The 24,717-nt window shown below is 45.3% G+C and carries 23 protein-coding genes and 3 tRNA genes; 7 read left to right on the top strand and 19 right to left on the bottom strand.

Annotated elements, in window-relative coordinates; translation table 11 throughout:
- Positions 1-8: 8 nt before the first annotated feature.
- The 5 genes from A1359_RS14845 to A1359_RS14825 all read right to left on the bottom strand — a co-directional run bounded on the left by A1359_RS14845 (position 9) and on the right by A1359_RS14825 (position 2,801).
- A complete protein-coding gene (locus A1359_RS14845; RefSeq protein WP_066984647.1) occupies positions 9-347 on the bottom strand; it encodes a HepT-like ribonuclease domain-containing protein in 339 nt (112 codons plus the stop codon).
- A complete protein-coding gene (locus A1359_RS14840; protein WP_066984643.1) occupies positions 337-648 on the bottom strand; it encodes a nucleotidyltransferase family protein in 312 nt (103 codons plus the stop codon). The genes A1359_RS14845 and A1359_RS14840 overlap by 11 nt, the downstream gene beginning before the upstream one ends.
- Before the next feature lie 23 nt (positions 649-671).
- Positions 672-1,169, bottom strand: coding sequence for a regulatory protein RecX (locus tag A1359_RS14835; protein WP_083960663.1), 498 nt, complete (start codon positions 1,167-1,169; stop codon positions 672-674).
- Positions 1,132-2,181, bottom strand: a complete 1,050-nt coding sequence (recA, locus tag A1359_RS14830; RefSeq protein WP_066984640.1) for a recombinase RecA — start codon at positions 2,179-2,181, stop codon at positions 1,132-1,134. Before recA ends, A1359_RS14835 begins: the two co-directional genes overlap by 38 nt.
- Before the next feature lie 104 nt (positions 2,182-2,285).
- Entirely contained in the window at positions 2,286-2,801 is a 516-nt protein-coding gene (locus A1359_RS14825; RefSeq protein WP_066984637.1) for a hypothetical protein, read from the bottom strand.
- A gap of 673 nt (positions 2,802-3,474) precedes the next feature.
- Here A1359_RS14825 and A1359_RS23245 point away from each other — a divergent pair.
- Complete coding sequence (locus A1359_RS23245) at positions 3,475-4,734, top strand: VPLPA-CTERM sorting domain-containing protein (RefSeq protein WP_232322270.1); 1,260 nt, start codon at positions 3,475-3,477, stop codon at positions 4,732-4,734.
- Positions 4,735-4,944: 210 nt separating this feature from the next.
- On the opposite strand, the gene A1359_RS14810 is transcribed toward A1359_RS23245, so the two are convergent.
- Complete coding sequence (locus A1359_RS14810) at positions 4,945-5,643, bottom strand: 4'-phosphopantetheinyl transferase family protein (RefSeq protein ID WP_066984627.1); 699 nt, start codon at positions 5,641-5,643, stop codon at positions 4,945-4,947.
- A gap of 157 nt (positions 5,644-5,800) precedes the next feature.
- On the opposite strand from A1359_RS14810, the gene A1359_RS14805 reads away from it, so the two are divergent.
- The 6 genes from A1359_RS14805 to A1359_RS14780 all read left to right on the top strand — a co-directional run bounded on the left by A1359_RS14805 (position 5,801) and on the right by A1359_RS14780 (position 11,702).
- Positions 5,801-7,537: an acetolactate synthase 3 large subunit gene (locus A1359_RS14805; protein WP_066984624.1), complete on the top strand. Its 1,737-nt coding sequence runs from the start codon at positions 5,801-5,803 to the stop codon at positions 7,535-7,537.
- Positions 7,537-8,028, top strand: a complete 492-nt coding sequence (gene ilvN, locus A1359_RS14800; protein WP_066984621.1) for an acetolactate synthase small subunit — start codon at positions 7,537-7,539, stop codon at positions 8,026-8,028. Before A1359_RS14805 ends, ilvN begins: the two co-directional genes overlap by 1 nt.
- 105 nt (positions 8,029-8,133) lie before the next feature.
- A complete protein-coding gene (gene ilvC, locus A1359_RS14795) occupies positions 8,134-9,150 on the top strand; it encodes a ketol-acid reductoisomerase (protein WP_066984618.1) in 1,017 nt (338 codons plus the stop codon).
- A 58-nt stretch (positions 9,151-9,208) separates the two neighbouring features.
- Positions 9,209-10,006 (top strand): DUF5020 family protein, encoded by a 798-nt coding sequence (locus tag A1359_RS14790; protein WP_066984615.1) that lies wholly within the window; start codon positions 9,209-9,211, stop codon positions 10,004-10,006.
- A 108-nt stretch (positions 10,007-10,114) separates the two neighbouring features.
- Complete coding sequence (gene pssA / locus A1359_RS14785; RefSeq protein WP_066984612.1) at positions 10,115-10,855, top strand: CDP-diacylglycerol--serine O-phosphatidyltransferase; 741 nt, start codon at positions 10,115-10,117, stop codon at positions 10,853-10,855.
- A gap of 7 nt (positions 10,856-10,862) precedes the next feature.
- Positions 10,863-11,702, top strand: coding sequence for a CHAD domain-containing protein (locus A1359_RS14780; RefSeq protein WP_066984610.1), 840 nt, complete (start codon positions 10,863-10,865; stop codon positions 11,700-11,702).
- Positions 11,703-11,765: 63 nt separating this feature from the next.
- On the opposite strand, the gene phoR is transcribed toward A1359_RS14780, so the two are convergent.
- The 13 genes from phoR to A1359_RS14715 all read right to left on the bottom strand — a co-directional run bounded on the left by phoR (position 11,766) and on the right by A1359_RS14715 (position 24,630).
- Positions 11,766-13,040 carry a phosphate regulon sensor histidine kinase PhoR gene (gene phoR, locus A1359_RS14775; protein ID WP_066984607.1) on the bottom strand — a complete coding sequence of 425 codons (1,275 nt, stop codon included), beginning with the start codon at positions 13,038-13,040 and terminating at the stop codon, positions 11,766-11,768.
- A 5-nt stretch (positions 13,041-13,045) separates the two neighbouring features.
- The gene (gene phoB, locus A1359_RS14770) at positions 13,046-13,738 is read right to left on the bottom strand and encodes a phosphate regulon transcriptional regulator PhoB (protein WP_066984709.1); all 693 of its coding nucleotides are present in this window, start codon (positions 13,736-13,738) and stop codon (positions 13,046-13,048) included.
- 223 nt (positions 13,739-13,961) lie between these two features.
- Complete coding sequence (locus tag A1359_RS14765) at positions 13,962-15,830, bottom strand: SurA N-terminal domain-containing protein (RefSeq protein ID WP_066984604.1); 1,869 nt, start codon at positions 15,828-15,830, stop codon at positions 13,962-13,964.
- 98 nt (positions 15,831-15,928) lie between these two features.
- Positions 15,929-16,005: transfer RNA gene (locus A1359_RS14760), tRNA-Asp, on the bottom strand.
- 6 nt (positions 16,006-16,011) lie between these two features.
- Positions 16,012-16,087 (bottom strand) — tRNA-Val (locus tag A1359_RS14755).
- A gap of 13 nt (positions 16,088-16,100) precedes the next feature.
- Entirely contained in the window at positions 16,101-16,373 is a 273-nt protein-coding gene (locus A1359_RS14750) for an HU family DNA-binding protein (protein ID WP_066984601.1), read from the bottom strand.
- A 203-nt stretch (positions 16,374-16,576) separates the two neighbouring features.
- On the bottom strand, positions 16,577-18,991 hold the full coding sequence (gene lon, locus A1359_RS14745) for an endopeptidase La (protein WP_066984598.1): 2,415 nt from the start codon (positions 18,989-18,991) through the stop codon (positions 16,577-16,579).
- A 149-nt stretch (positions 18,992-19,140) separates the two neighbouring features.
- Entirely contained in the window at positions 19,141-20,418 is a 1,278-nt protein-coding gene (gene clpX, locus A1359_RS14740; protein WP_066984595.1) for an ATP-dependent Clp protease ATP-binding subunit ClpX, read from the bottom strand.
- A 94-nt stretch (positions 20,419-20,512) separates the two neighbouring features.
- Entirely contained in the window at positions 20,513-21,148 is a 636-nt protein-coding gene (gene clpP / locus A1359_RS14735; protein WP_066984592.1) for an ATP-dependent Clp endopeptidase proteolytic subunit ClpP, read from the bottom strand.
- An 8-nt stretch (positions 21,149-21,156) separates the two neighbouring features.
- Positions 21,157-22,458, bottom strand: a complete 1,302-nt coding sequence (gene tig / locus A1359_RS14730) for a trigger factor (protein ID WP_066984589.1) — start codon at positions 22,456-22,458, stop codon at positions 21,157-21,159.
- A gap of 110 nt (positions 22,459-22,568) precedes the next feature.
- Positions 22,569-22,652: transfer RNA gene (locus tag A1359_RS14725), tRNA-Leu, on the bottom strand.
- Between the two features lie 139 nt (positions 22,653-22,791).
- Positions 22,792-24,354, bottom strand: coding sequence for a hypothetical protein (locus A1359_RS14720; RefSeq protein ID WP_157200567.1), 1,563 nt, complete (start codon positions 24,352-24,354; stop codon positions 22,792-22,794).
- A 15-nt stretch (positions 24,355-24,369) separates the two neighbouring features.
- Positions 24,370-24,630, bottom strand: a complete 261-nt coding sequence (locus A1359_RS14715; protein WP_066984586.1) for a hypothetical protein — start codon at positions 24,628-24,630, stop codon at positions 24,370-24,372.
- Positions 24,631-24,717 lie beyond the last annotated feature (87 nt).

Genomic DNA, 24,717 nt, shown 5'->3' with positions numbered 1-24,717 from the left:
ACGAACCTTTAATCATTTAACAAATTTGCCAGCGTTTCATATAGCTTAGGTAAAGACAATTCAATGGTATTCCAAACGGTTAAATCATTAACGGACGCATATCCGTGGATTAGCAGATTACGAAAAGCCACAATTTGCGCCAAATCGGGAATGCGTTCCGCCCAATTCGGCTCTATCTTGCATAACTGGTTTAAAGCTTCGCCAATGATCTCAAACTGCCGCTCCACGGCAGAGCGCAACATGCGGTCTGCTGCGTAATCGGCATAGGATTTCCCGGTAACAAATTCCAAAATCGCTTCAGCAGCGGAATGGGCATCCCAGAGAAAGACCCGAGGATCACGCGGCATAAACTACCTCGCGATTTTGTTGAATACTGGCAAGCAAATATGGATTACGTAATGCTGTAGCTTCAGCCAAATCCACATTTCGACCAATTAACTGCTCCAATTCTTGCCGTAAAGCAAAAAAATCATTTAAGGATGGCGATTGATGACTTTCAGCAAATTTGACTAAAAAATCCGCATCACTATGTTCCAAATCGAAATCCTCACCGCGCGCAGCAGAACCGAACACCTCCAAACGCTTCACGTGATAGCGTCTGCACAAGTCAGCTATTGCAGATTGATTCTGTAATATGATTGGATGCATGGTTATGTTTCGTCTCGATTTATTCAGCACGCTCTACGCAGTTTAATCTTCAACTCCGCAAACAAACGCTTGATCATCTCGCCGCTAAAGCCGCGCTGCTGCAAAAATCGGCTGCGTTTTAGCCATTCATTTTGCGTTAGCGACTTTTCCTCGTCATATTTGTTGCAGTACACATCTATCAACAGATTTTGCCAGCCACCTTGTTCCTCGGCTTGCGTATCCAAATCGGTTTCGTTGATACCGCGCTGCTGTAACTCGTACCGGATACGGATTGGACCATAGCCACTGGCGATACGTTGCCGCACGTAGCATTCCGTGTAGCGCGCATCATTTTGCCAGTTTTGCTCGGCCATTTCCTGTATGACCGGCTCAACCTCATCGCGCTGAAAGCCTCTTAGCGCCAGCTTATCCAGCAATTCCTTTTGGCTATGTTCGCGCCGGGCTAATAAACGTAAACAGGTTTGCTCAATCTGCTGACGACGTTCAGTCGCCGTCGACAAACTCGACGTCGTCTGCTTCATCGGCCGGCGCTACGGTGGCTAATTTTGCAAAGGCTTTTTCACGGATGGCGGCTTCCAATTCTTTGGCTTTATCCGGATTGTCTCGCAAATATTGCTTGGCGTTGTCTTTACCCTGACCTATTTTATCGTTGTTATAGCTGTACCAGGAGCCGGCTTTTTGCACGAAACCAAATTCCACCCCCAAATCGACCAACTCGCCGAAGAAGGACACCCCTTCGCCATACAGAATCTCGAAATCGGCTTGTTTGAACGGTGGCGCGACTTTGTTTTTGACTACCTTGACGCGAGTTTCGTTACCAATCACCTCGTCGCCTTTTTTGATGGCACCGATGCGGCGAATGTCCAGCCGTACCGAAGCGTAAAATTTCAGTGCGTTACCGCCGGTGGTGGTTTCCGGATTACCGAACATGACGCCGATTTTCATCCGCAACTGGTTGATAAAAATCACCAGCGTGTTGGAACGTTTGATATTAGCTGTAAGTTTACGCAAGGCTTGCGACATCAGACGAGCCTGCAAACCCATGTGCGAATCGCCCATGTCGCCTTCGATTTCAGCTTTAGGCGTTAAAGCCGCCACCGAGTCGATCACGACAATATCAACAGCACCAGAACGCACCAGCATGTCGGTAATTTCCAGGGCTTGCTCACCGGTATCGGGCTGCGATACCAGCAAATCGTCGATATTAACGCCGATTTTTTGCGCATAGACGGGGTCCAATGCATGCTCGGCATCGACAAACGCTGCCGTGCCACCCAGTTTTTGCATCTGAGCGATGGTTTGCAAAGTCAAGGTGGTTTTGCCGGATGACTCCGGACCGTAAATTTCAACCACCCGTCCGCGCGGCAAACCGCCAACACCCAAGGCAATATCCAGAGACAAGGAACCAGTCGACACGACTTCAATATCGCGGGAGGCTGCGACATCCCCCATCCGCATCACTGAGCCTTTGCCAAACTGTTTTTCGATCTGCATCAATGCGGCGCCTAGCGCCTTTTTTTTGTTCTCGTCCATTTTTATACCTGGTAAATCTGCGGCTGATGAAAGTTGAGCATTATCACACAGATAAGCGCTGGTAAAACAGCATCCGTAAAATCAAATATCTAGCATTTATAAGACTATGCAGGCTGACTAACTATCTCCAAACAACGCTGTAATGTGCTGCGGATGACAAATAAAGTCATGGCAATCGGATACAACAAATAATGCTCAGGTAATGCAAGACTAATCAGCACCAAGCTTGCCACTAAGCAAGTATCGAAGCGAGATAGATAATGTTGCAAATAAATTAAGGCATCTCGTGAGGCCTGATCGAACTGAGTGCTTTTATGAATGAATGCCCAAAGCATCCAACTGCACAACAATGCGTAATAGATGGGAAATACATGAAACATCGGCGAACCTTTACTAAACAAAGGTTCCCAATATCCATACCAGGCCCATAAAAGGCCGCAGGAAAAACCATCATGCCAGATACTACTGGATAGTTTCTTCAAGCATCCTGCCAACAGAAAAGCCCCTGCCAGACCAACCCCCGCCATCCATACCCACTCAATATTAAGCAAGGGTAGATAAAGGCTTTGGGTCTGAACCAATGTCGTCAACAGCACACAACAAATGATAAAAATAGGCATTTCTTTATGGGTCGAAAAGATTAAAACCCTAAATTTACACCTTTTTGGCTTGAATGCCTAAGCACTGATTTCAAAAAACCTAGCCTATCGAATCTGAGTTTTAGCTTTTTGCATAGGTGGGTTTTTCAACCTGACAGCCAATTTATGCCATATCACCCAATTTTAAAATGTCTGACCTGCTTGATAATTTAACCAGATAAACGGGCATTCCAGTCTTTTCCAATACCAAGAAAAAGTATATTAGCCAGGCTACAGCACCTGTCAATATTGACAATTCATGATGAACTTGAGCTTTCATTTTTACAAAACCAAAAACCGTGTAAAGAGCATGAGTTTTGCAAAATAATTCCCACATTAATAATAACCATGTGATTTGACGACAAAATTTACGGCATATCACGCAGTTTTTTAGCTAAAAGCCATATTTTAACCAAACAGATAATTCATCCCTCCAATAACACACTGTTTTACTGCGATTTTATTGAGACTGGCATGTTACTAGCGCTACACCTAATGTTACTTACTAGGTGAGTAACTAGAAAAAAGTCTCAAGTTCATGAAGCTTTTCCATTGGCGTAATAATAGTTAGTTAGCTTCTTGCCTAACGCAAAAAACCGGCTTTGTATCACGCACTATGGACTTGATATCAAAACAATTATATTCAGAGGATGATATGAAATTTCAAAAAAACACCATTGCTTTATTACTTGGCAGTTCAATGGCCGCCATTTCAGGCCAAGCAGCAGCTCACTGGAGCTCAGGCCCTTTCCTGTATAACGATGCCGGCACCAACCCCATGCATCTGGCCGCTGCCGAGCTGACTAATCCCGCCACCGGCACTACATTCGGCACTTACGAGCAAACTCGTGCCGGCGGAACGTCTTATGGCTGGATTCAAGCAGCCGACCCTGCTTTATGGGGCAACAGCCACGATAACAGCGGCTTGGCGTTTACCTTGTCGCAAACGTCTAAAGTGACTTTCACTATCAACACTCTGGGCACGGCTACCCAAGTCACGCCAACAGGTACATCTTCTTATACCGATATTTCCGGCATCGATTGGACGCCTGCATTCAGTATTTTTAAAGGTCTTGCGGCCCAGTCTTCTCATGAAGGTGCTGCCGCGAATAACACTGGATTGGCAGCCAATACGCCCGGAAATGTAGAATGGGGCCCTTACGGTTCCTCGCAACCTTATACTGCAGCGACCGATGCCACGTATGAAGCCACCACCGGCAATACTTATACCGGTAACGGTACCTGGGGTAACTTCCGCTCCACTGCAAGCTGGGTGTCTGGTAGAGACCTTTCCGCAACTGCCAAATTCAAAGACGGTACTTTAATCGGCACCGACCCTACTTTGGGTGGTAACAACACGAGTTTGCTGGAATATGTCGATCATATAATGGGTGCTGACGGCTCACATACCGTAACCGGCACATTCACGTTAGGCCCTGGCGATTACAGCATTTGGATCGGCGGCACCAGTTTGGCCGATGCTGTGGCCCAACAAAACAATTACCAAGGCTTGTACAATGCCAATCTCACTGATGGCGTCGCTTATTCTGATGCAGCCCTTGCATACAACACTCACTTATCAACTGCCAGCCCCGAGCTACAAGCCGCACAAGCTGCGTACAATGCGGCGATGGCAAGTCATACCAACACCCAGGCCGACAGAGATGCCGCTACAGATGCTTTACAAGCAGAGCTGGATAAAGACTCAACTGCGCAAAGCTTAAGAAACACCATGCTCACTGCGGGTGCAGACATCATTCATTACACCGACGCCATTGCACACCTAAGAGCTAAAGAAGGCTATACCATTCAAACCACTGTTTCTGCAGTACCTGTTCCAGGTGCAGTTTGGTTGTTTGGTTCCGCTATTGCTGGCTTGGCAGGTATTGGGCGTCGCAAATCAATTGCGGCGTAATACTTAATCATACGGCTAAAGGATGTAGTCAAACTATCGAAACCTAAAGTTATCGATTTTATAGAGCTGAAAACAGGGGTAGTATTTGAGGATGAGATGCTACCCCCTCAATTGACAAACTTCAGCCTACCAGACTCAAACAGTTACGAATCATCAAAAAAATAACCGACACTTGGTTAATCGAGGAAGCAAGTATGCTTTCTTTGACTTTTAGTCATCGCCAACAACTGCTTCCAAAATTAAATGGCGCAAACTAAAGTCGCAGTTTCTGGTCACCAGTGCGGCACAAGCAGGCGGATCTATTGGTAACTCTGTGATTTGCCAATCACCTGCTGCACCGTATTCTTCCGGAATGGCGCGCAGCTGACCCTGCGAGCACATTTCTACTTCGCATTGCTCCAGCCCCAATGCAATACCCCGACCCACCGCTTTGACAAAGGCTTCTTTTTTGGTCCACAAGCTATAAAACGCTGCCAACCTTTGTGCTGGAGGCAATTGTTGCCATTCCTGCAACTCAAGCGTTGAGAAGCAGCGGGCGGCCAAGCTATCCAGACTAGAACGCGGCTTGATAACTTCGATATCAATGCCGATATCTGCAAAATTAGCAACGGCTATCATCAAAATGTCAGCTGTGTGCGAAATATTGAAATGCAGCGAACGACAAGCCAGATAAGGTTTGCCGTGTACGCTGGTTTCAAAGGATAAGTTGATAGGCTGTTCGGGCAGATAGCTTGCCAGGGTTTGCCTAAGCAAAGCCCGCACGGCGATATAGCGTTGACGCATTACAGCTATGTTAAAAGATTCGGCTTTTTGCCTTTCAGACTCACTCAATATGGCTAGCAAACTAGCAGTGGTTTTTGGATCTGTTGACAAACATCCGCACCAAACATCCACAAAATTGCCGTTCATTCGTTATCCCTTGTTTAAAACAGGTGATTTAGAAAATATAAAAACCTAAGCAAAACACTTGGTTTTCCTTGACGAAAGCTTCTAAAGACAGTAGTTTACACAACCTTTTTTTGTAAAAAGCATTTTCAGGTTTGATTAGTATTTTGAGGGCATAAAATTGGAACTCAGCGGCGGACATATACTTGTCCAGTGTCTTAAAGACGAAGGTGTCGAATTTATTTTTGGCTATCCAGGTGGCTCGGTTTTGCACATCTATGATGCCATTTTTCAACAAGACGACGTAAAACATATTCTGGTGCGGCATGAACAAGGCGCCACCCACTCAGCCGACGCCTACGCGCGTGCTACCGGCAAGACCGGCGTGGTGCTGGTGACTTCCGGTCCCGGAGCTACCAATGCGGTGACAGGCATTGCAACGGCCTACATGGATTCGATCCCGATGGTGATCATTTCCGGCCAGGTGCCTTCGCCTGTGATTGGCAGTGACGCATTTCAGGAAGTCGACACCGTGGGTATTACCCGCCCCTGCGTCAAACATAATTTCCTGGTCAAAGATGTCAATGACATTGCCGAGACCATGAAAAAGGCTTTTTACTTGGCCAGCACCGGCCGACCCGGCCCTGTGCTAGTTGATATTCCTAAAGACATTACCGACCCAAATATCAAAGTACCTTACAAGTACCCGAAAAAAGTCCACATGCGCTCTTACAACCCCGTAGTGGTTGGCCATAAAGGTCAGATCAAACGCGCGGTTGAGGTGATGCTGTCGGCACAACGTCCGGTAATTTATTCCGGCGGTGGCGTGATTTTGGGCGAAGGTCATAAAGAACTGACCGAACTGACCCAAATGCTGGGCTTTCCGATTACCAATACGCTGATGGGCTTGGGTGGTTATCCGGCTACCGATAAACAGTTTTTAGGTATGCTGGGCATGCACGGCACCTATGAAGCCAATATGGCGATGCACGAAAGCGACGTCATCCTGGCCGTCGGCGCACGTTTCGACGATCGCGTCACCGGCAAGTTGGCGGAGTTTTGCCCTTATGCCAAGATCATTCATATTGATGTCGATCCGTCATCGATTTCCAAAACCGTGCGGGTCGACATTCCAATTGTCGGCGAAGTTAAACCGGTACTGGAACAAATGATCGAACTGGTCAAAGAAAGCAAACTCAAGCCGTCGAAACCAGCCCTGGAAGCTTGGTGGCAATTGATCGAAAGCTGGCGTGAGGTTAAATGCCTGGAATATGACCGTGGCAGCCTGATCATCAAACCACAATTTGTTATCGAACAACTGTACGAAGTCACCAACGGCGATGCCTACATCACCTCGGACGTGGGTCAGCACCAAATGTATGCAGCGCAGTACTATCATTTTGATAAACCACGACGCTGGATCAACTCGGGCGGCTTAGGCACCATGGGCTTTGGCTTGCCTGCCGCCATTGGCGTGAAACTGGCGTTTCCCGACGCAGATGTCGCTTGCGTCACCGGCGAAGCCAGTATTCAGATGTGTATTCAAGAGTTATCCACTGCTTTGCAATACAACACCCCGGTAAAAATCATTAATTTGAACAACCGCTACATGGGCATGGTGCGGCAATGGCAGGAATTTTCCTACCAAAGCCGTTATTCACAATCGTATATGGACACTATTCCGGAGTTTGTAAAACTGGCCGAGGCTTATGGTCATGTCGGTATCCGGGTAGAAAAACCAGCCGATGTGCGGCCTGCACTGGAGGAAGCCTTTGCTCTAAAAGATCGCACGGTGTTCCTGGATTTCATTACCGACCGCACCGAAAACGTTTATCCCATGATTGAAGCCGGTAAAGGCCATCATGATATGAAGCTGCGTGTTGCACCTGGCACACCGCTGAACAGGGAGTTATCGTAATGAGACATATCATCTCGATTTTGATTGAAAACGAATCCGGCGCCCTGTCTCGCGTGTCCGGCTTGTTCTCTGCCCGTGGTTACAATATCGAATCATTGACTGTCGCACCCACCGAGGATACCAGTCTGTCGCGCATGACACTGGTTACACGCGGCAACGATGAAGTCATCGAGCAAATCACCAAGCAATTGAATAAGCTGATCGACGTGGTAAAACTAATCGACTTGGCCGATGCGCCGCATATCGAACGCGAACTGATGCTGGTTAAAATTAAAACCACGCATGATTCGCGGGAAGAAGTCAAACGCATGACTGACATCTTTCGCGGTAAAATCATTGATGCCACCGCGAGCAGTTTTGTCGTGGAAATGACCGGCCACTCCAGCAAACTGGATGCTTTTATCCATGGTTTTGATGAAGGCAGCATCATCGAAGTGGTGCGCTCCGGCCCCACCGGCATTTCTCGCGGCGAGAAAGGCTTACACCTTTAACGGATGACTGGAGTACAAAACTAGGTTTGTACTCCTAGCCAGCGACAGTTTCATGAAAGACGACATCCAATATTTAATTTAACCCCTTAAAACACGAGAAACACTATGCAAGTTTATTACGACAAAGACGCTGACCTGTCGGTCATCAGAGGCAAAAAAGTAGCCATCATCGGTTACGGCTCACAAGGCCATGCTCATGCCAACAACCTGAAAGACTCAGGTGTTGACGTTGTCGTCGGCCTGCGAGCCAACTCCGCGTCCGTTGCCAAAGCACAAGCCAGCGGCCTGACAGTTAAAGATGTACCGGAAGCTGTTGCCAGTGCTGATGTGGTTATGATTTTGACACCAGATGAGTTCCAATCTCAGTTGTACAAAAACGAAATCGAGCCCAATATCAAACAAGGCGCCGCTTTGGCGTTTGCTCACGGATTCGCCATTCTGTACAACCAAGTCGTACCACGCGCGGACTTAGACGTGATCATGATCGCGCCTAAAGCCCCAGGCCATACTGTGCGCTCCGAATTTACCCGTGGCGGCGGCATTCCTGATTTGATCGCGATCCACCAGGATGCCTCCGGACTAGCCAAAGCCATTTGCTTGTCTTATGCCTCTGCCATTGGCGGTGGTCGTTCCGGCATCATCGAAACCACTTTCCGCGACGAAACCGAAACCGATTTGTTCGGCGAACAAGCCGTATTATGCGGCGGTGCGGTTGAACTGGTGAAAGCCGGCTTCGAAACCTTGACCGAAGCGGGCTACCCACCTGAAATGGCTTATTTCGAGTGTTTGCACGAATTGAAACTGATCGTGGATTTGATGTACGAAGGCGGCATCGCCAACATGAACTACTCCATCTCTAACAACGCTGAGTATGGTGAATACGTCACAGGCCCGAAAGTGATCAACGAAGAAAGCCGTTGGGCAATGAAACAAGCCCTGGAAGATATCCAACAAGGCAAATACGCCAAGCAATTTATCATGGAAGGCCAAACCGGCTACCCTGAAATGACTGCTCGCCGCCGCCTGAATGCCGAGCATCCGATCGAAACTGTCGGCGCTAAATTGCGGGGCATGATGCCTTGGATCAAGGCTAATCAAATCGTCGATAAAAGCAAAAACTAATTGACTGACACTAAAAAGCCCATCTTTTGATGGGCTTTTTTTTGCTCATGTAAAAACCATGCCTTTATGCCGCCCAGTTCGACCAATAAAATCTGATCTACTACTGTTTTTGGCTGTTCTGGCCGCACTACCTGCGACTACCTATGCCGATTTCATGCAATGGAGCAGCAGCGAAATTCAATTGCTATACGGCAGCAATTTTAACGAACCCTTCAATCCGGAAGGCGTCAATAAATTTACTATTACTGTCACCCATGCGCACGGCTGGGCTTATGGTCGCAACTTTTTCTTTATGGATACGCTGTTTTCCACGGATGGCGAACCCTCGCAAATCAATCTTTACGGCGAGGCTTACAGTACTTTTAGCCTGGGCAAGATGCTGAATAAAGACTTATCCTTCGGTATTTTTAAAGATTTTGGGGTAACCGGCGGCGTCAACCTCGCTGAAAATATGGATAGTTCGCAAAGCGGCTTTCGGGCCTGGCTTTATGGAGTGACGCTGGATTTTAACCTGCCAGGCTTTGATTATTTTAATGTGGATTTTTTGCGCCAGCGCATCACGGAAACCGAAGATATCGGCACTTCCTGGCAAATCACCCCAGTGTGGAAGCTGCCGTTTCAAATAGCCGGAACCAAATGGACTTTTGAGGGTTTTGCCGACTTTATCGGCAAGAAAGCTAATTACGCAAGCCGCCAAGCTTTAGCCCAGCCACAATTACGCCTGGATGTGGGTGATTTTTTTGGCAATGAAGATCAGCTATTTTTAGGGATTGAATATCAGTATTGGCATAACAAATGCGGCATCAAAGGCTTGCATGACAATGTTCCGCAGGCCTTACTAGTTTGGCGATTTTAAACAAAGCATAAACCCGGCTGCCTACTGGATAGTTTATAGCCAACAAGATAGCAGGCTAGTGACGGTCCATGTACAATGCCGCCATGTTCTTAACTGTAGACTCATACTATGATTCAGAAACAACAACCTAAACGTCATCGTGGTATCTACCTGCTACCCAACCTATTTACCACGGGCGCCATGTTCGCCGGTTTTTATGCGATTACTTCGGCTATTAACGGCCGTTTTGAAACCGCAGCCATTGCCATGTTTGTTGCCATGGTACTGGATGGTCTGGACGGGCGGGTTGCTCGTTTGACTAACACTCAAAGCGAGTTCGGAGTGCAGTACGACAGCCTATCTGACATGGTCTCCTTCGGTGTCGCCCCCGCAGTTGTCATGTATTTATGGACACTTTCCAGCATGGGCCAGGTGGGCTTATTCGCAGCATTTGTGCATATGGCAGGCGGCGCCCTAAGATTGGCCCGCTTTAACACCCAAGTCGAAGTGGCGGACAAACGCTATTTTCAAGGCCTACCCAGCCCTGCAGCAGCAGCGATACTGGCGGGTGGACTGTGGTTTTGCGTTGAAAATGACTACGATGTGGAAAACTTTAAATACCTGGTGATGATTACTACCATTGCCACCGGCTTGTTAATGGTCAGTAACTTTCGCTACTCCAGCTTTAAAGAAATCGACTTTAAAAACAAAGTACCCTTTATTGTTGCTATTGTTGCCATGCTAGTCATCAGCTTTGTGATGGCTCAACCGCAACGCATGTTATTTCTTATTTCAGTCGGTTACGCCGCATCCGGGCCTATCGTAACTTTAGTGATGCGCAAAAAACGCCTGCAAAGCCGAAAATCCTGAGCTGATTATGCAAGATGGTCAACTTTTGCTAACAGCTTTTGACAAGCTTTGGAAAAAATACTGTAAACGCCTGCAACATTGCCAGCAAGCAGCCAGCGAGGATGCCGTTCATAAGTTTCGCATCTGCTGTCGGCGACTATTGGCTATTATTGAATTATTGCAGGCTATTGCACCCCAAAAGGCCTTAGGTAAATTACGTAAAAACCTTAAATCGCAGCTCGATCAGTTTGATGAGCTGCGCGATACCCAAGTCATGTTGCTTGAAGTCAGCTCTAATAGCGACAAACTGCCTGAACTTGCCACCTTCCAGCGTTATTTGCAACTAAACGAACAAAGACTATTGGCAAAAGCCCCTAGCAGCTTTCTAGACCTGAATAGTAAAACACTGCATAAACTGCAGCAGCAAGCGCTAAAAACACTGGCGAAAGAATTTGGCAAAACTGATTTAAAACCCCTGATACTGGCCACTATCGATAACACGTACAGCATTGCATTGGAGCGCTACCGTGCAATCGATCCCAATCAAACTGACACGCTTCATCGCCACCGCATTGCGGTAAAGAAGCTGCGATATATGCTGGCATCGGCTCAAGTACTACTACCTGATTTGCCAGAAGACCACCTTAAACGCTTGCAAACTTATCTGACCTACCTAGGCGAAATTCAAAACTCTTGTGTATTGCTAAACAGTTTAAACCGTTTTTTTGCTCATCAACCACCCGACATGCTGCAGAAGCATTATCAACAGCGCCACCAAGCAATACTCAATGATTATATGACTCAGCGCAGCGAGATTTTGCAATTCTGGCGCCAACAAAAGAACGATCCATTTCCTTGGGCACAGTGATTTTTTGAAGGTTAACTACCCTACAAGCCAAGTCGCTTAAAAGCTATCGATAGCAATCAAACTTTAACAAACACGGGTGGCGGGAAATAGACAACGGAATTTACTACCGCTCCCTAACTGACTTTCTATATCCAGTTTGGCATCATGCCTGACCAGCACATGTTTAACGATGGCCAAGCCCAAACCAGATCCGGCAATTTTATGGTTACGCTTAACCTCGGCACGATAAAAACGCTCGGTAATACGAGAGATATCGGCAGCGGCAATACCTTCACCAAAGTCCTCAATCTCGAGAACCAACGAGCCATCCTGATTTTTTCGCCAGCTCACTTTAACCGTAGAACTGACCGGTGAATATTTCAACGCATTGACTATTAAATTGGTGAACGCGCTTTGCAACTCTTGCGCATCCCCTTTTAAGTTGCTTTCGCTGGCTATGTTCAGCTCAATACGGCATTCGTCTTTTTCGAGCAAATCGCTTTCTTGACAAATTTGCTCTAACAAATCGCGCATATTGATGCATTCGGTTTTTTTAGCTTTAGTTTCCAGCTTGGCCAGCATCAGTAAATCATCAATCAGATGCTGCATGCGCTCAGTTTGGGTCGACATATTTTCAAACGACCGCACAAAACCAACCGGTACATCATCCATCTCCTGCAAAGTTTCCAGATAGCCTTTTAAAACAGTTAGCGGTGTACGTAATTCATGCGAGACATTGGCAACAAAGTCAGTACGCATTCTTTCCATATTTTTGACTTGGGTAACGTCTTGCGCCAGCATTAGACGCAGACCGGCACCATAGGGCACGATACTGATTTGCAATATACTGCTGTCGTTAACCGGCGATGTAATACAGATTTTTTGCCCGTAATCCTGCGACTTCAAATACTGCACAAATTGAGATGCTCGAATCAGATTAGGTATGCGCTGACCTTTGTCGGATTTTTTTAACCCCAGCACTTCCAGTGCCGCTTTGTTAGTCCATTCAATTTCAGCATGCTCTCCCAACACTACCGCCGCATCCGGCAGCGCATCTGTCGAGGTGCGAAATTGGTTAATCATTCGACTGAGCTTTTTCTTACGTTTTTTATCGGATTTTTTAATTTTCCACAGATGATAGTAAATATCACCCCAAATTCCTCGGCGCGTACGATAATCGCGAAATGCGCCTCTACTTAACCACTGCTCTAGCTCATTGATAGCCAACGATTGCCGGATCAATAAAAATACGCTTAAAAACAATAGCATCTGACTTAAGTGACCGATAAAAAAACTCAGCACAAGCACTGGTAATGCCAAGGCAATTACAATACCAATCTCTCTTCGCCAACGTTCCATTTAAATTATTCTGCCATAGATAAACGATAACCAAAGCCGCGCACAGTTTGAATCAAGTCTTCACGATCGAATTCTGCCAATAATTTACGTAAACGACGGATATGTACATCCACTGTGCGTTCTTCTATATATACACTCCGCCCCCAAACTTGATCCAGCAAATGCGTGCGGCTATAAACTTTATCCGGATTGGTCATAAAAAACTGCATCAACCTAAATTCAGTGGGGCTAACATCAATCACCTTACCTGCAATGGACAGCCTGTGCTGCTCAGCATCCAGCGTCAAATCACCCAGGGTAAGTTGACCAGTCTCGCTCAGCTTGCCGCTACGCCGCATCACGGCTTTGATTCGGGCCACCAACTCCTTGGGCGAAAACGGCTTGGTAATGTAATCATCTGCACCGATTTCCAATCCGCGAATTTTATCTTCTTCTTCGCCGCGTGCCGTTAACAAAATAATCGGCAATTCTTTATAGCTAGACTCCCGCTTCAAACGTCGCGCCAATTCTACGCCGCTCATCCCTGGCAACATCCAATCCAAGACCAATAAATCGACCCTATTTTCCGCTAAAGCACCCAATGCTTCTTCCGCACTGGCGGCAGCCGAAACCTGTAAACCGGCCTGCTCCAAAACCATTATTAACATTTCCCTAATGGCATCTTCATCTTCTACAACCAGGATATTCAAATTCGCCATAATCATGTTTATTAAAGCCTAATCAACCTGGGAATTTAACAGCGATATGTTACCTTTTTATGACAATCGACAAGCCTACAGTCTTTTCGGGGAACATTTGCCAATAAATTGCATAATTCAGCCCTAAACAGACTACTGAATCATTAAAAAAAGGCACGGTGTGAATTTTATACTAAGAAGGATGGCCATAATCGAATGATTATGGCCATTTGCAGCGTGGTTTTTATTGTTTTGCGACGTTGAATTTGATATCAGCATCAGCTTGCAGTTGATTCAACATGGCTTCGAACTGGGCCCTACCAAAGGCAGTAGCCATACTTTTCTCAATCTCTGCCAGTTTAGCTTTGTCAGCCTCACTCATTACACCCTCTGTCACCTGACTAATACTGACGAGAATTTTGCCACCAGTAGGATTATCGATCACGATACTACTAGGTTGATTAGCCTGAGGTTTAGCTGCTCTGAAAACAGCCTGACTAACCGCCGGATCAAGATCTGTGCTATTACGCATTAAGCCAGCAACTTTTTGCACTGAAAGATTGGCTGCCTTAGCGACTTCTCCCATACTTTTACCGGCCAACAACTCATCGTTGAGTTTATTGGCCATTGCAACTACTTGCTGCTGCGCCTGATCTTTTTGCAATGCGGCAATCACCTCAGCTTTTACTACTTGCAGTTCTTTATTAGCGGCCTGCTCGTGGGACAGCATACGCAATACCACTATTTTGTCAGTACCCACCTCGACCGGTTCGCTATTATTACCTTTTAAAACATCCTCCGAAAAAGCAGCTAAACGCACTTTTTCTTCAGCGGCGACATCATCACCAGTGCTACGTGTGAACATTGGAGATTTCTTGACATCAACACCCAATAATTTAGCCGAGGCTTCCAAACTAGTTGGGTTTTCATAACTCACTTCACTCAACCTTTCACCTAACTCACTAAACCGGCTTTCTGCTTGGGCTTTTTGATAGGCTTTAGTCAGCTCTGGCTTAACTGAATCATACGACTTGATTTCTGCAGGCACTAATTCGGTAACCTTGATTAAATGATAACCAAAAGCTGATTTTACGGGCTCAGAGACTTCGCCTAGTTTCAATTGACTGGCAGCGTCTTCAAAAGACTTTTCCATCACGCCGACAGTAAATAAGCCCAGATCACCACCATTCTTTGCACTAAGCTTATCATCTGATATTTCAGTCGCCAGCGTGGCAAAGTCTTTATTGCTTAATTCCTGCTTGGCTTTAATAGCTTTTTGCAGTGTCTGCTCGTCGTTTGCAGAGTCTTTAGCAAAAGCAAACAGAATATGGCTGATTTTACGTCTTTCCGGAGTAGTAAATTGGGCCTTTTGGTCTTGATAGTAGGCTGTTAGTTGATCTTCAGTCACAACAACATCTTTAGCCAAGGTATCCAGCGACAATTCTACATATTCTATCGAGACCTGTTCCGGCGTTTGATAGAGATCCTGATGTTGCTGATAGTAGGCGGCGATTTCTTCGTCAGTTGGTGTCTCGGATTTTGGGTTCAATGGAATAGTCAAGTATTCCAAATCGCGTTTTTGGTTTTGGATTTTGAAAAAACCCTCGACTTCAGCTTTGGTGACAAAACCGCTGTCTGTCACCGCATGCTGCACTTGCTCCATGACTAGTGCCTTTTTAATGCGACCTACAAATTCATCAGAAGACATACCTTGCGAACCCAGCAAAGTTTGATACTGGGTTTTATCAAAAGCGCCGTCTTTTTGAAAATATTCCAAAGACTGAATAAAGTCCCTGGCTTCCTCATCCGTCACCACCAACTTCTGAGCTTCAGCAAACTGTAATAACACTTCGTCGCGAATCAATTTTTGTATGGCCTGTTTTTTCAAGACCTCTTCATCAAATTTCCTGCCCGCCAAGTTTTGCGCAAACTGCTGATATGCCTGACTAACATCGCGTTGAAAAAACTCTTTGTCACCTACCGTAAGTACAGGCGCTTCTGAGCCGCCTCCTAAATAATTTTGAATACCCCATAAGCCGAACAGCACGCACACAAGTACTAATATGATAGACGCAAATACGCCCTGAACTTTTTCTCTAATCTCTAAAAGCATAAGATCTGTCCTTAAACAGCATTAAACCTGATCACTCCAGGCAACAAAATTAAAACGCAAAAAAAAACCTCGAACCATACGGCCCGAGGTTTCTGTTTTGGCGGAGCGGACGGGACTCGAACCCGCGACCCCCGGCGTGACAGGCCGGTATTCTAACCAACTGAACTACCGCTCCTAAGTCTGGTGGGTGCTGAGGGGTTCGAACCCCCGACCCTCGCCTTGTAAGGGCGATGCTCTCCCAGCTGAGCTAAGCACCCGACTAAAGAAATGCTAGTTTACAGCATCTTTTAAAGATTTGCCAGCTTTAAATGATGGAATTTTTGCTGCTTTAATGGTTATTTCTTCGCCAGTTTGTGGATTACGGCCTTTACGCTCAGCTCTGTCTTTAACTTCAAATGTACCAAAGCCTACCAAAGCAACAGAATCACCGTTTTTAAGTGCTTCTTCTACAGACTTGATAAAACCATCTAAAGCACGACCAGCATCTGCTTTCGTTAATTGCGATGTGGCTGCAATAGCATCAATCAGTTCAGATTTATTCATTTATTACCCCTTAGGATGTCGTTATATTAATTATGCTCAAGCAAACAAGCGTTTTATACCGTTAACAGGCTCCCCACCATACCCATAGACAGCTCTTCTTCGTATGAAGGCAGACTTTATATCAACGAGCCGTAAGCCGTGTCAAGCTTTGTAATACCTGCAAGCCCCGATTTATATGGTTTTACGGCTGACATCATATAATTTTAATGTGCAACTACTGATTTTTGTTTTGCTTTGGTTTTATTAGCTGGCGTTTCAGTATTGCTAGCAACATCAATTGCTATGGGAACCGGCATTTTTTGCAACGCAATCTCCAACACCTCATCAATCCAGCGCACACACTTAATGGTCAAATTGCTTGTAACATTTTCTGGAATTTCAGTGAGGTCTTTTTCATTTTCAAACGGAATCACTACCGTTCTAATACCACCTCGATGAGCGGCTAAAAGTTTTTCTTTCAAACCACCAATGGGCAATACTTCGCCACGCAAAGTAATTTCTCCCGTCATAGCCACATCAGCCCTAACCGGAATCTTGGTCAACGCCGAAATGATCGCTGTGCACATACCGATACCTGCACTAGGACCATCCTTGGGTGTAGCACCTTCTGGCACATGAATGTGAATGTCGTTTTTTTGAAAAACTTCATTATCAATGCCCAAAACATCAGCGCGACTTCTCACCACCGTTACCGCAGCATCAATTGACTCTTTCATGACATCGCCGAGCTTGCCTGTCGCTTGTTGCTTACCTTTACCAGGCATCACCGCCGTTTCGATTGTCAGCAACTCGCCACCAACTTCTGTCCACGCCAAACCAGTTACTTGACCAATTTGATCACTATCTTCGGCCATGCCATAACTAAACCGTCTGACACCCAAATACTTATTCAGGTTTTCTGAGTCTACGATGATTTTGTCTTTGCCTTTTTGCAACAATAAATCTTTGACTACTTTACGGCAAATTTTCGATATTTCCCGTTCCAGACTACGTACTCCGGCTTCTCGGGTGTAATACCGAATAATATCCCTAACCGCAGTTTCAGTAATTTCGATTTCACTTACCGCTAAACCGTTATTTTTAACCTGTTTGGTCATCAAAAAGCGCATCGCAATATTGATTTTTTCGTCTTCGGTATATCCAGCCAATCGAATCACTTCCATCCTGTCCATTAGTGGCGCTGGAATATTCAGAGTATTCGCGGTAGCAACAAACATAACATCGGACAAGTCAAAATCCACTTCCAGATAATGATCGGCAAACGTGTGATTTTGTTCGGGATCCAACACTTCCAGCAATGCTGACGCTGGATCACCACGAAAATCGGCCGCCATTTTGTCTATTTCATCTAGCAAAAACATCGGGTTGCGTGTTTTTATTTTCGACAGATTCTGCAGAATTTTGCCCGGCATAGAACCAATATAAGTCCGTCTATGTCCACGAATTTCCGCTTCATCCCTCACCCCGCCTAATGCCATGCGCACATACTTTCGATTGGTAGCACGGGCTATGGACTGACCAAGCGAAGTTTTACCAACACCCGGCGGCCCAACCAGACACAAGATTGGACCTTTCAACTGCTTCACTCGCTGCTGCACGGCAAGATATTCTAGAATTCTTTCTTTTACCTTGTCCAAGCCATAGTGTTCAGCTTCTAAGACTTGTTCCGCCACTTTCAAATCATGTCGCACTTTGGTTTTCTTTTTCCACGGCACGCTGACCATCCAGTCGATGTAATTGCGGACCACTGTGGCTTCTGCCGACATCGGCGACATCATTTTTAATTTATTCAGTTCCGCTACTGCTTTGGTTTTGGCTTCAGCAGACATTCCAGCCGCATGGATTTTTTTCTCCAGCTCTTCTACTTCGTTACTAGCCTCATCCATCTCACCAAGCTCTTTCTGAATAGCTTTCATTTGCTCATTCAGATAGTACTCGCGCTGATTTTTCTCCATTTGTTTTTTGACGCGACCACGGATTTTCTTTTCCATCTCCAGAATATCGACTTCGCTTTCCATTAAGGTCATCAGGCTTTCAAGGCGTTTGGCAATATCTACCATTTCAAGCATGCCTTGCTTTTCCTCTACCTTGAGCGCCATATGGGCCGCCATGGTATCTGCCAAGCGACCCGGCTCATCAATACCCGCTAGAGAATTCAATACTTCGGGCGGGATTTTGTTGTTGAGTTTCACATATTGATCGAACGAACTGATCGCCGTTCTTTGCAAGACATCCATTTCCTGCTCATCAATGGTGATTTCATCGTTCAGCTCAATTACACCCGCAGCACAATAGCCTTCAAATTCCTGATATTGAATCACGGAGCAACGCTGAGTGCCTTCAACCAAGACTTTGACAGTCCCATCCGGTAATTTTAGCAACTGTAATATATTTGCCAGCGTGCCCACTTTATACAAATCATCAAATTCGGGCTCATCAACATCTGCCTGCTTCTGCGCAATCAGCAACACCTGCTTATCTTGACTTATGGCGGCATCCAGTGCGTCGATAGACATACCCCGACCCACAAACAATGGAATCACCATGTGCGGATACACCACAACATCACGAAGCGGCAAAACAGGAATCAGATCTTCTTTACTTTTTACTTGTGTCATTTAATTTGTGTCCTGTGGCAGGAAAGCAATTTACATAGCATCGTATATGAGGTCGATAATTTATAAAACAAGTATCTTTACTCACGAGACAAAAAAAAGGGGTTTTGTGGACAAAACCCCTTTTTTTGAACTTGATAAAGTTTTTTCTATTATGTTTCCGCAGCGGCAACACGCTTTGCGTCTGACTCGTAAACCAAAATAGGATCGGATTTACCATTGATGACGCCTTCATCAATAACAACTTTGGATATATTGTCACTAGAGGGCAGTTCGTACATGGTATCCAACAAAACATTTTCTACTATGGTTCGCAAACCACGCGCACCTGATTTACGTTCCATAGACTTACGAGCAATAGCTGAAAGCGAGTCTTCTCTGAACTCCAACTCAGCACCCTCCATCTCAAACAAATGTTTATATTGTTTGATCAGGGCATTTTTAGGTTCAACCAGAATTTGTATCAATGCAGCCTCATCCAGCTCATCAAGGGTTGCCACCACAGGCAATCGACCAACAAACTCGGGGATTAAACCGTATTTAATCAAATCTTCCGCGCGTACATCCGCAAAGATTTCACCGACATTCTCATTTTCATCCTTAGCTTTCACCTCAGCTGAGAAACCGATACCACCTTTTTCAGTACGACTACGAATCACTCGATCCAAACCGGCAAAAGCGCCGCCAACAATAAACAAAATATTGGCAGTATTGACTTGTAAAAACTCCTGTTGCGGATGTTTACGTCCACCTTGCGGCGGAACGGACGCTATCGTACCTTCAATCAACTTTAACAGGGCTTGCTGCACACCTTCACCCGATACGTCTCGGGTGATGGATGGGTTATCCGCTTTACGGGATATTTTGTCTATTTCATCAATGTAAACAATGCCAGTTTCGGCTTTTTCGACATCATAATCACACTTTTGCAGGATTTTCTGGATGATATTTTCTACGTCTTCCCCTACATAACCGGCTTCAGTCAGCGTGGTAGCGTCAGCAATGGTGAAAGGCACGTCCAGTAATCTAGCCAGTGTTTCGGCCAATAGGGTTTTACCTGAACCAGTTGGCCCAATCAGCAAAATATTGCTTTTTGCCAACTCAATATCGCTTTTTTTGCTATTGCTACGCAGGCGCTTGTAGTGATTGTAAACGGCCACAGCCAGAATCTTTTTGGCGTTTTCTTGGCCAATCACATAGTTATCAAGCTCTTGCTTAATTTCCTTCGGCTTAGGTAATGCACCATTACCCACGACTTTTTCATCTTCAAGCAACTCATCACGAATGATATCGTTACATAACTCAACACACTCATCACAAACATAGACCGACGGACCCGCTATCAGCTTTCTAACTTCATTTTGACTTTTACCGCAAAATGAACAATAAAGAAGCTTATCTTCATCTTTATCTTTTTTGTCTTTACTCATGCACAAACCCCGTGGTGATGCTTTGCTTCAGTAATTGAAGACTATCTCAAAAAACCAACTTTCCCAACAAATTTACCGTATAGCGGCAAAGGGCTTAAACAACACGACTACTCAGAACTTTATCGATCAATCCATAAGCAACAGCTTGCTCAGAACTTAAAAAATTATCCCTATCCGTATCTTGCTGAATTTTTTCCAGTGGCTGTCCTGTATGGTGTGCAAGAATTTTGTTCAAGCGATCACGAATTGCCAGGATTTCGCGCGCATGGATATCGATATCCGAAGCCTGCCCCTGATAACCGCCCAGTGGTTGATGGATCATCAGCCTGGAGTGCGGCAAACAAAAACGTTTATCCGCTGCCCCGCCAGCCAGCAATAACGCTCCCATGCTAGCTGCCTGACCAATGCACATGGTACTAACATCTGGCTTGATGAACTGCATAGTGTCATAAATCGACATGCCTGCAGTGACTGAACCACCGGGGGAGTTGATATACAAATGAATGTCTTTATCTGGATTTTCCGATTCCAAAAACAATAATTGCGCCACGACTAGATTGGCCATGTAATCTTCTACCTGACCCACCAAGAAAATAACTCGTTCCTTAAGCAACCGGGAATAGATATCAAACGAACGCTCACCGCGTGCAGTTTGCTCAATTACCATTGGCACCAAACCGCCTGCAGCTTGAGGCAGTATCACATTATTCATATCATTCAGATTGCTCATTTAAATTCCTATGCTTGCTGTCTATCCATAATATCTTCGAAACCAACAGATTGATCGGTGATTTTAGCGCGATCAAGCACCCATTCAACAGCTTGATCTTCAAGAACCATTTGCTGAACATCATTCAATCGACTATTGTCGGCATAATACCAATTCACGACATCTTCAGGCTTTTCATAACTTTTTGCCATATCTTCGATCACAGACCGAACCTTGTCAGCGTCGATTTTAATCTCATTTTTTCGAATGATTTCACCTAAAATCAAACCCAATGCCACCCGGCGCCTAGCCTGGTTTTCAAACATATCTTGCGGCAGATTCAAATCTTCCAATTTCATGCGAGCTTTACTGGCACGCTCGGCATAAGGCTTCATCAAAGATTGCACCTCCTGATCAATCAAAGCATTAGGCAGACTAATTTTGACATGTTCAAATAAAGCATCCATTACAGCGGTTTTTAGCTTATTTTTTAAACCTTGCACCAATTCTCTTTCCATGTTGGCTTTAACATCAGCTCGAAATGCCTCAATATCGCCCGCCTCTACGCCATAGGCCTTAATGAAATCAGCATCCAGTTCAGGCAGGATAGACTCCTCCACTTTCACCATCTCAACTTCAAACTCAACTTCTTTTCCGGCAAGTTTTTCACTATTGTATTTTTCCGGGAATGTAATGTTAAAAGTTTTACTTTCGCCAACAGACAAGCCTTTCAGCTCGTCTTCAAACCCTGGAATCATCTGATTGCCACCAATCTGAACTGCATAGTTTTCAACTTTGCCATCGGTGAAATTTTCGCCTTCCGATAGCCCTGAAAAGTGGATAGTAACCTGATCATCTGCTTGCGATGCGCGCTCAACAGTTCCCCATGTCTTTTTCTGCTGTCTCAACTTTTCGATCATATTATCGACATCAGTCTCGGCAACAATTGCAGTTGGGCGCGCAATTTCTAGTTCGTTAACCGCATCCAACATAACTTCCGGATATATTTCGAATTCGGCGATGTATTCAAAGCCTTCGCTTTTGTCAGCGGGCGTAATGTTAGGATGTCCAGCCGGCACCAATTCCTGCTGTTGCAAAGCCTCAAAATAAGTCGATTGAATCAAATCGCCCGCCACTTCATTCTTAACTCGCTCACCGTATAGTTTTTTCACCATACTGGTTGGTACTTTGCCTGGGCGAAACCCATCGACCTTAACTTCCCGAGCCAGTTTTTTGAAGCGAGTTTCCATCTTTTCCTGCAACAATGCATCAGGCACAATAACGGTCATTTTTCGGCTTAATTCTGATGTCTTCTCGACAGAAACTTGCATTGGATTACCTCAAAAATTTAAAAAGATTGTTTGGATTTGGGGACCGATCAGCGAATTTCATAAACTTAATAAAGAAAAGCTGCTGTATCGCTGTGAATCACAGAAAGACATGGTGCGAGCGGAGAGACTCGAACTCTCACGGGGTTACCACTGGAACCTAAATCCAGCGCGTCTACCAATTTCGCCACGCTCGCATAACAAAATAATCAGTTATTATAATCAGGCATTAAAACAAAAACAACACCTAATGCTTATTTACTTACCGCCAGACCTAAAAATTAAAAACCAATACCATTTTTGACTGAGCGTATTGGTTTTTATGTAAAAACAGAATTAACCTTGTTTACGCAGATACTTCTCAACGCCCGTGGTTCTAATATAACCTATATCATCAGACTGGGCTTGCTTGGCCATATAACGCTCAACCCCAGATACCTGAGGCGCATCCTTGACCAAACCGTATCTTTTAGAAACATACTTAGCTACCCCTGTCAGTACAACAGCATCTTTTTCCCGCAATTCCTGACGTAGAAGATACTTACTAACAGAGCTAATTTCAACAACAGGCTTAACCAATAATAGCTGTTTGGCCAAATATTTACTAACGCCCGTTTTAGGCGCCTGATTTCTGGATAAAGTCGCTTGCTTGGCCAAATATTTAGCAACACTACTCATGGGCTCAACCTGGCTTTGCAACTGAATCTGTTTAGCCAGATAACGCGCCACCCCGGTTGGCTTGGCTTGATTAGAAGATGCTTGCTTGGCAATATATTGAGCAACACGAGAACCTTCAAACACCTCTTCTACTGGCTCAGCGATTTCTTGCTCAACCACTTCAGTTTGACGCTGGGCATTTTCAGCTTGCATTCTTGCCTCCTGCTCCTGATAACGAGCAACTAATTCGGCTGCCGCAGCTTTTTTAGCTAACCTAGCCTGTTCTGCAACAAACTTTGCCACCCCGGTCGCTGGTATTTGTTCCTGCTCTGATTTCTCCAGGGCCTTAACATAATTTGCGACCCCGGTAACCTTAGGCGCATCTTTAGCCAATTGAGTTTGCTTGCTGACATATTTAGCAACACTGGTTGCTACAGGCGCATCTTTGGCCAGCAACTCGTTCTTCAGTACGTATTTAGCCACTCCCGTAACACTTGGCGCTGAGCTTTCACGCAAACTCTGCTGAGTTACATACTTAGCAACCCCCGTCATCACATGCCCATCATGCTCCTGCATGGTTACGTATTTTGCAACACCTGTAACAGGCGCTTCTCTAGCCTGAATAGCTTGCTTGATAAAATATTTAGCAACTCGGGTAACCGGATTTTCATTTTGTAGAGATAGATATTTCTCAACTCCGCTGATAACGGGTTCAACCTCTAAAATTTCTTCTTCAACTTCAAGCACTTCTTCAGCTTCAACGTCTTCAACTTCTAACACTTCTTCAGCCTCAGCCTCAACTTCAACTTCAACTTCTTGATCTTCTAACGTGCCTTCATCTTCCTGGACCAATTCCAGCTCTAAGTCTACCGACTCTGATTCTGGACCTGACTCTTCAATTACCGGCTTGTTAGCTTCCTCAAGCGCCTGCTGTTGCGCTAAATATTTTGCTACGCCGGTTAGATTAGCTTCCTCAACTGCTGGCTCAAGTTTTTGTAAATAACGGGCGACGCCTGTCAGTTGACCGTCATTTCCGCTGGCATCGTAACTTTTTTCAACTACACCACCCGTAGATGGCTTATCAAAAAGCAAAGGCGGTAATATGCCCAATAAGCTATTCATCAAACTGTTTTTTTTCATTTTGAGAATACTCCCGAATGAATTAATGTCATGCAAAACCAGCCTTTGGCTGTTTACACCTTCTTTTAAACGTAACGTGCCCATAATAAAAACCTGCCACAATTGCTTAATATTATTTTAGTTGCCTTCGCTAAAAATAACTTTAGGCTGAAAACTACTTGCCGGATATCTGGGATCAACTTCTTCTATTTGTTTAGTAACAACGCCCTGGCTTACACATGGTGGCGGCGTGATTGAGGCCACAGTCTTAACAACCGACTCATCAATGTAAATGACCTTAGGCTGAAAATCTGCTGCCGGGTACTCTGCTGCATCAACAGCTGCAGCCATCAATAATAACCCGCCGAGTATTCCTAGGTTCAAATGTATTTTTTTCATATTTCCACCTTACTTTTGATTTTAAACACCAGCCCCGGATGAAACCATCCAGGACTGGGTTTATCTTCTTATTAAAGCACTGCTTCC

Origin of the sequence: Methylomonas lenta (assembly GCF_001644015.1) — a bacterium.
Taxonomy (GTDB): Bacteria; Pseudomonadota; Gammaproteobacteria; order Methylococcales; family Methylomonadaceae; genus Methylomonas; species Methylomonas lenta.
The sequence above is the reverse complement of the archived record's forward strand: the minus strand, read 5'-3'. Positions and strand labels throughout refer to the sequence as shown.

Excerpts from the sequence above, each read along its gene's own strand:
- phoB (WP_066984709.1), bottom strand. The coding sequence starts at position 13,738 with ATGGCGAATTTGAATATCCTGGTTGTAGAAGATGAAGATGCCATTAGG.
- lon (WP_066984598.1), bottom strand. The coding sequence starts at position 18,991 with ATGACACAAGTAAAAAGTAAAGAAGATCTGATTCCTGTTTTGCCGCTT.
- tig (WP_066984589.1), bottom strand. The coding sequence starts at position 22,458 with ATGCAAGTTTCTGTCGAGAAGACATCAGAATTAAGCCGAAAAATGACC.
- A1359_RS14840 (WP_066984643.1), bottom strand. The coding sequence starts at position 648 with ATGCATCCAATCATATTACAGAATCAATCTGCAATAGCTGACTTGTGC.
- A1359_RS14790 (WP_066984615.1), top strand. The coding sequence starts at position 9,209 with ATGCCTTTATGCCGCCCAGTTCGACCAATAAAATCTGATCTACTACTG.
- A1359_RS14750 (WP_066984601.1), bottom strand. The coding sequence starts at position 16,373 with ATGAATAAATCTGAACTGATTGATGCTATTGCAGCCACATCGCAATTA.
- A1359_RS14825 (WP_066984637.1), bottom strand. The coding sequence starts at position 2,801 with ATGCCTATTTTTATCATTTGTTGTGTGCTGTTGACGACATTGGTTCAG.
- pssA (WP_066984612.1), top strand. The coding sequence starts at position 10,115 with ATGATTCAGAAACAACAACCTAAACGTCATCGTGGTATCTACCTGCTA.
- A1359_RS23245 (WP_232322270.1), top strand. The coding sequence starts at position 3,475 with ATGAAATTTCAAAAAAACACCATTGCTTTATTACTTGGCAGTTCAATG.
- recA (WP_066984640.1), bottom strand. The coding sequence starts at position 2,181 with ATGGACGAGAACAAAAAAAAGGCGCTAGGCGCCGCATTGATGCAGATC.
- ilvC (WP_066984618.1), top strand. The coding sequence starts at position 8,134 with ATGCAAGTTTATTACGACAAAGACGCTGACCTGTCGGTCATCAGAGGC.
- ilvN (WP_066984621.1), top strand. The coding sequence starts at position 7,537 with ATGAGACATATCATCTCGATTTTGATTGAAAACGAATCCGGCGCCCTG.
- A1359_RS14715 (WP_066984586.1), bottom strand. The coding sequence starts at position 24,630 with ATGAAAAAAATACATTTGAACCTAGGAATACTCGGCGGGTTATTATTG.
- A1359_RS14765 (WP_066984604.1), bottom strand. The coding sequence starts at position 15,830 with ATGCTTTTAGAGATTAGAGAAAAAGTTCAGGGCGTATTTGCGTCTATC.
- clpP (WP_066984592.1), bottom strand. The coding sequence starts at position 21,148 with ATGAGCAATCTGAATGATATGAATAATGTGATACTGCCTCAAGCTGCA.
- phoR (WP_066984607.1), bottom strand. The coding sequence starts at position 13,040 with ATGGAACGTTGGCGAAGAGAGATTGGTATTGTAATTGCCTTGGCATTA.
- A1359_RS14780 (WP_066984610.1), top strand. The coding sequence starts at position 10,863 with ATGCAAGATGGTCAACTTTTGCTAACAGCTTTTGACAAGCTTTGGAAA.
- A1359_RS14845 (WP_066984647.1), bottom strand. The coding sequence starts at position 347 with ATGCCGCGTGATCCTCGGGTCTTTCTCTGGGATGCCCATTCCGCTGCT.
- A1359_RS14810 (WP_066984627.1), bottom strand. The coding sequence starts at position 5,643 with ATGAACGGCAATTTTGTGGATGTTTGGTGCGGATGTTTGTCAACAGAT.
- clpX (WP_066984595.1), bottom strand. The coding sequence starts at position 20,418 with ATGAGTAAAGACAAAAAAGATAAAGATGAAGATAAGCTTCTTTATTGT.
- A1359_RS14835 (WP_083960663.1), bottom strand. The coding sequence starts at position 1,169 with ATGAAGCAGACGACGTCGAGTTTGTCGACGGCGACTGAACGTCGTCAG.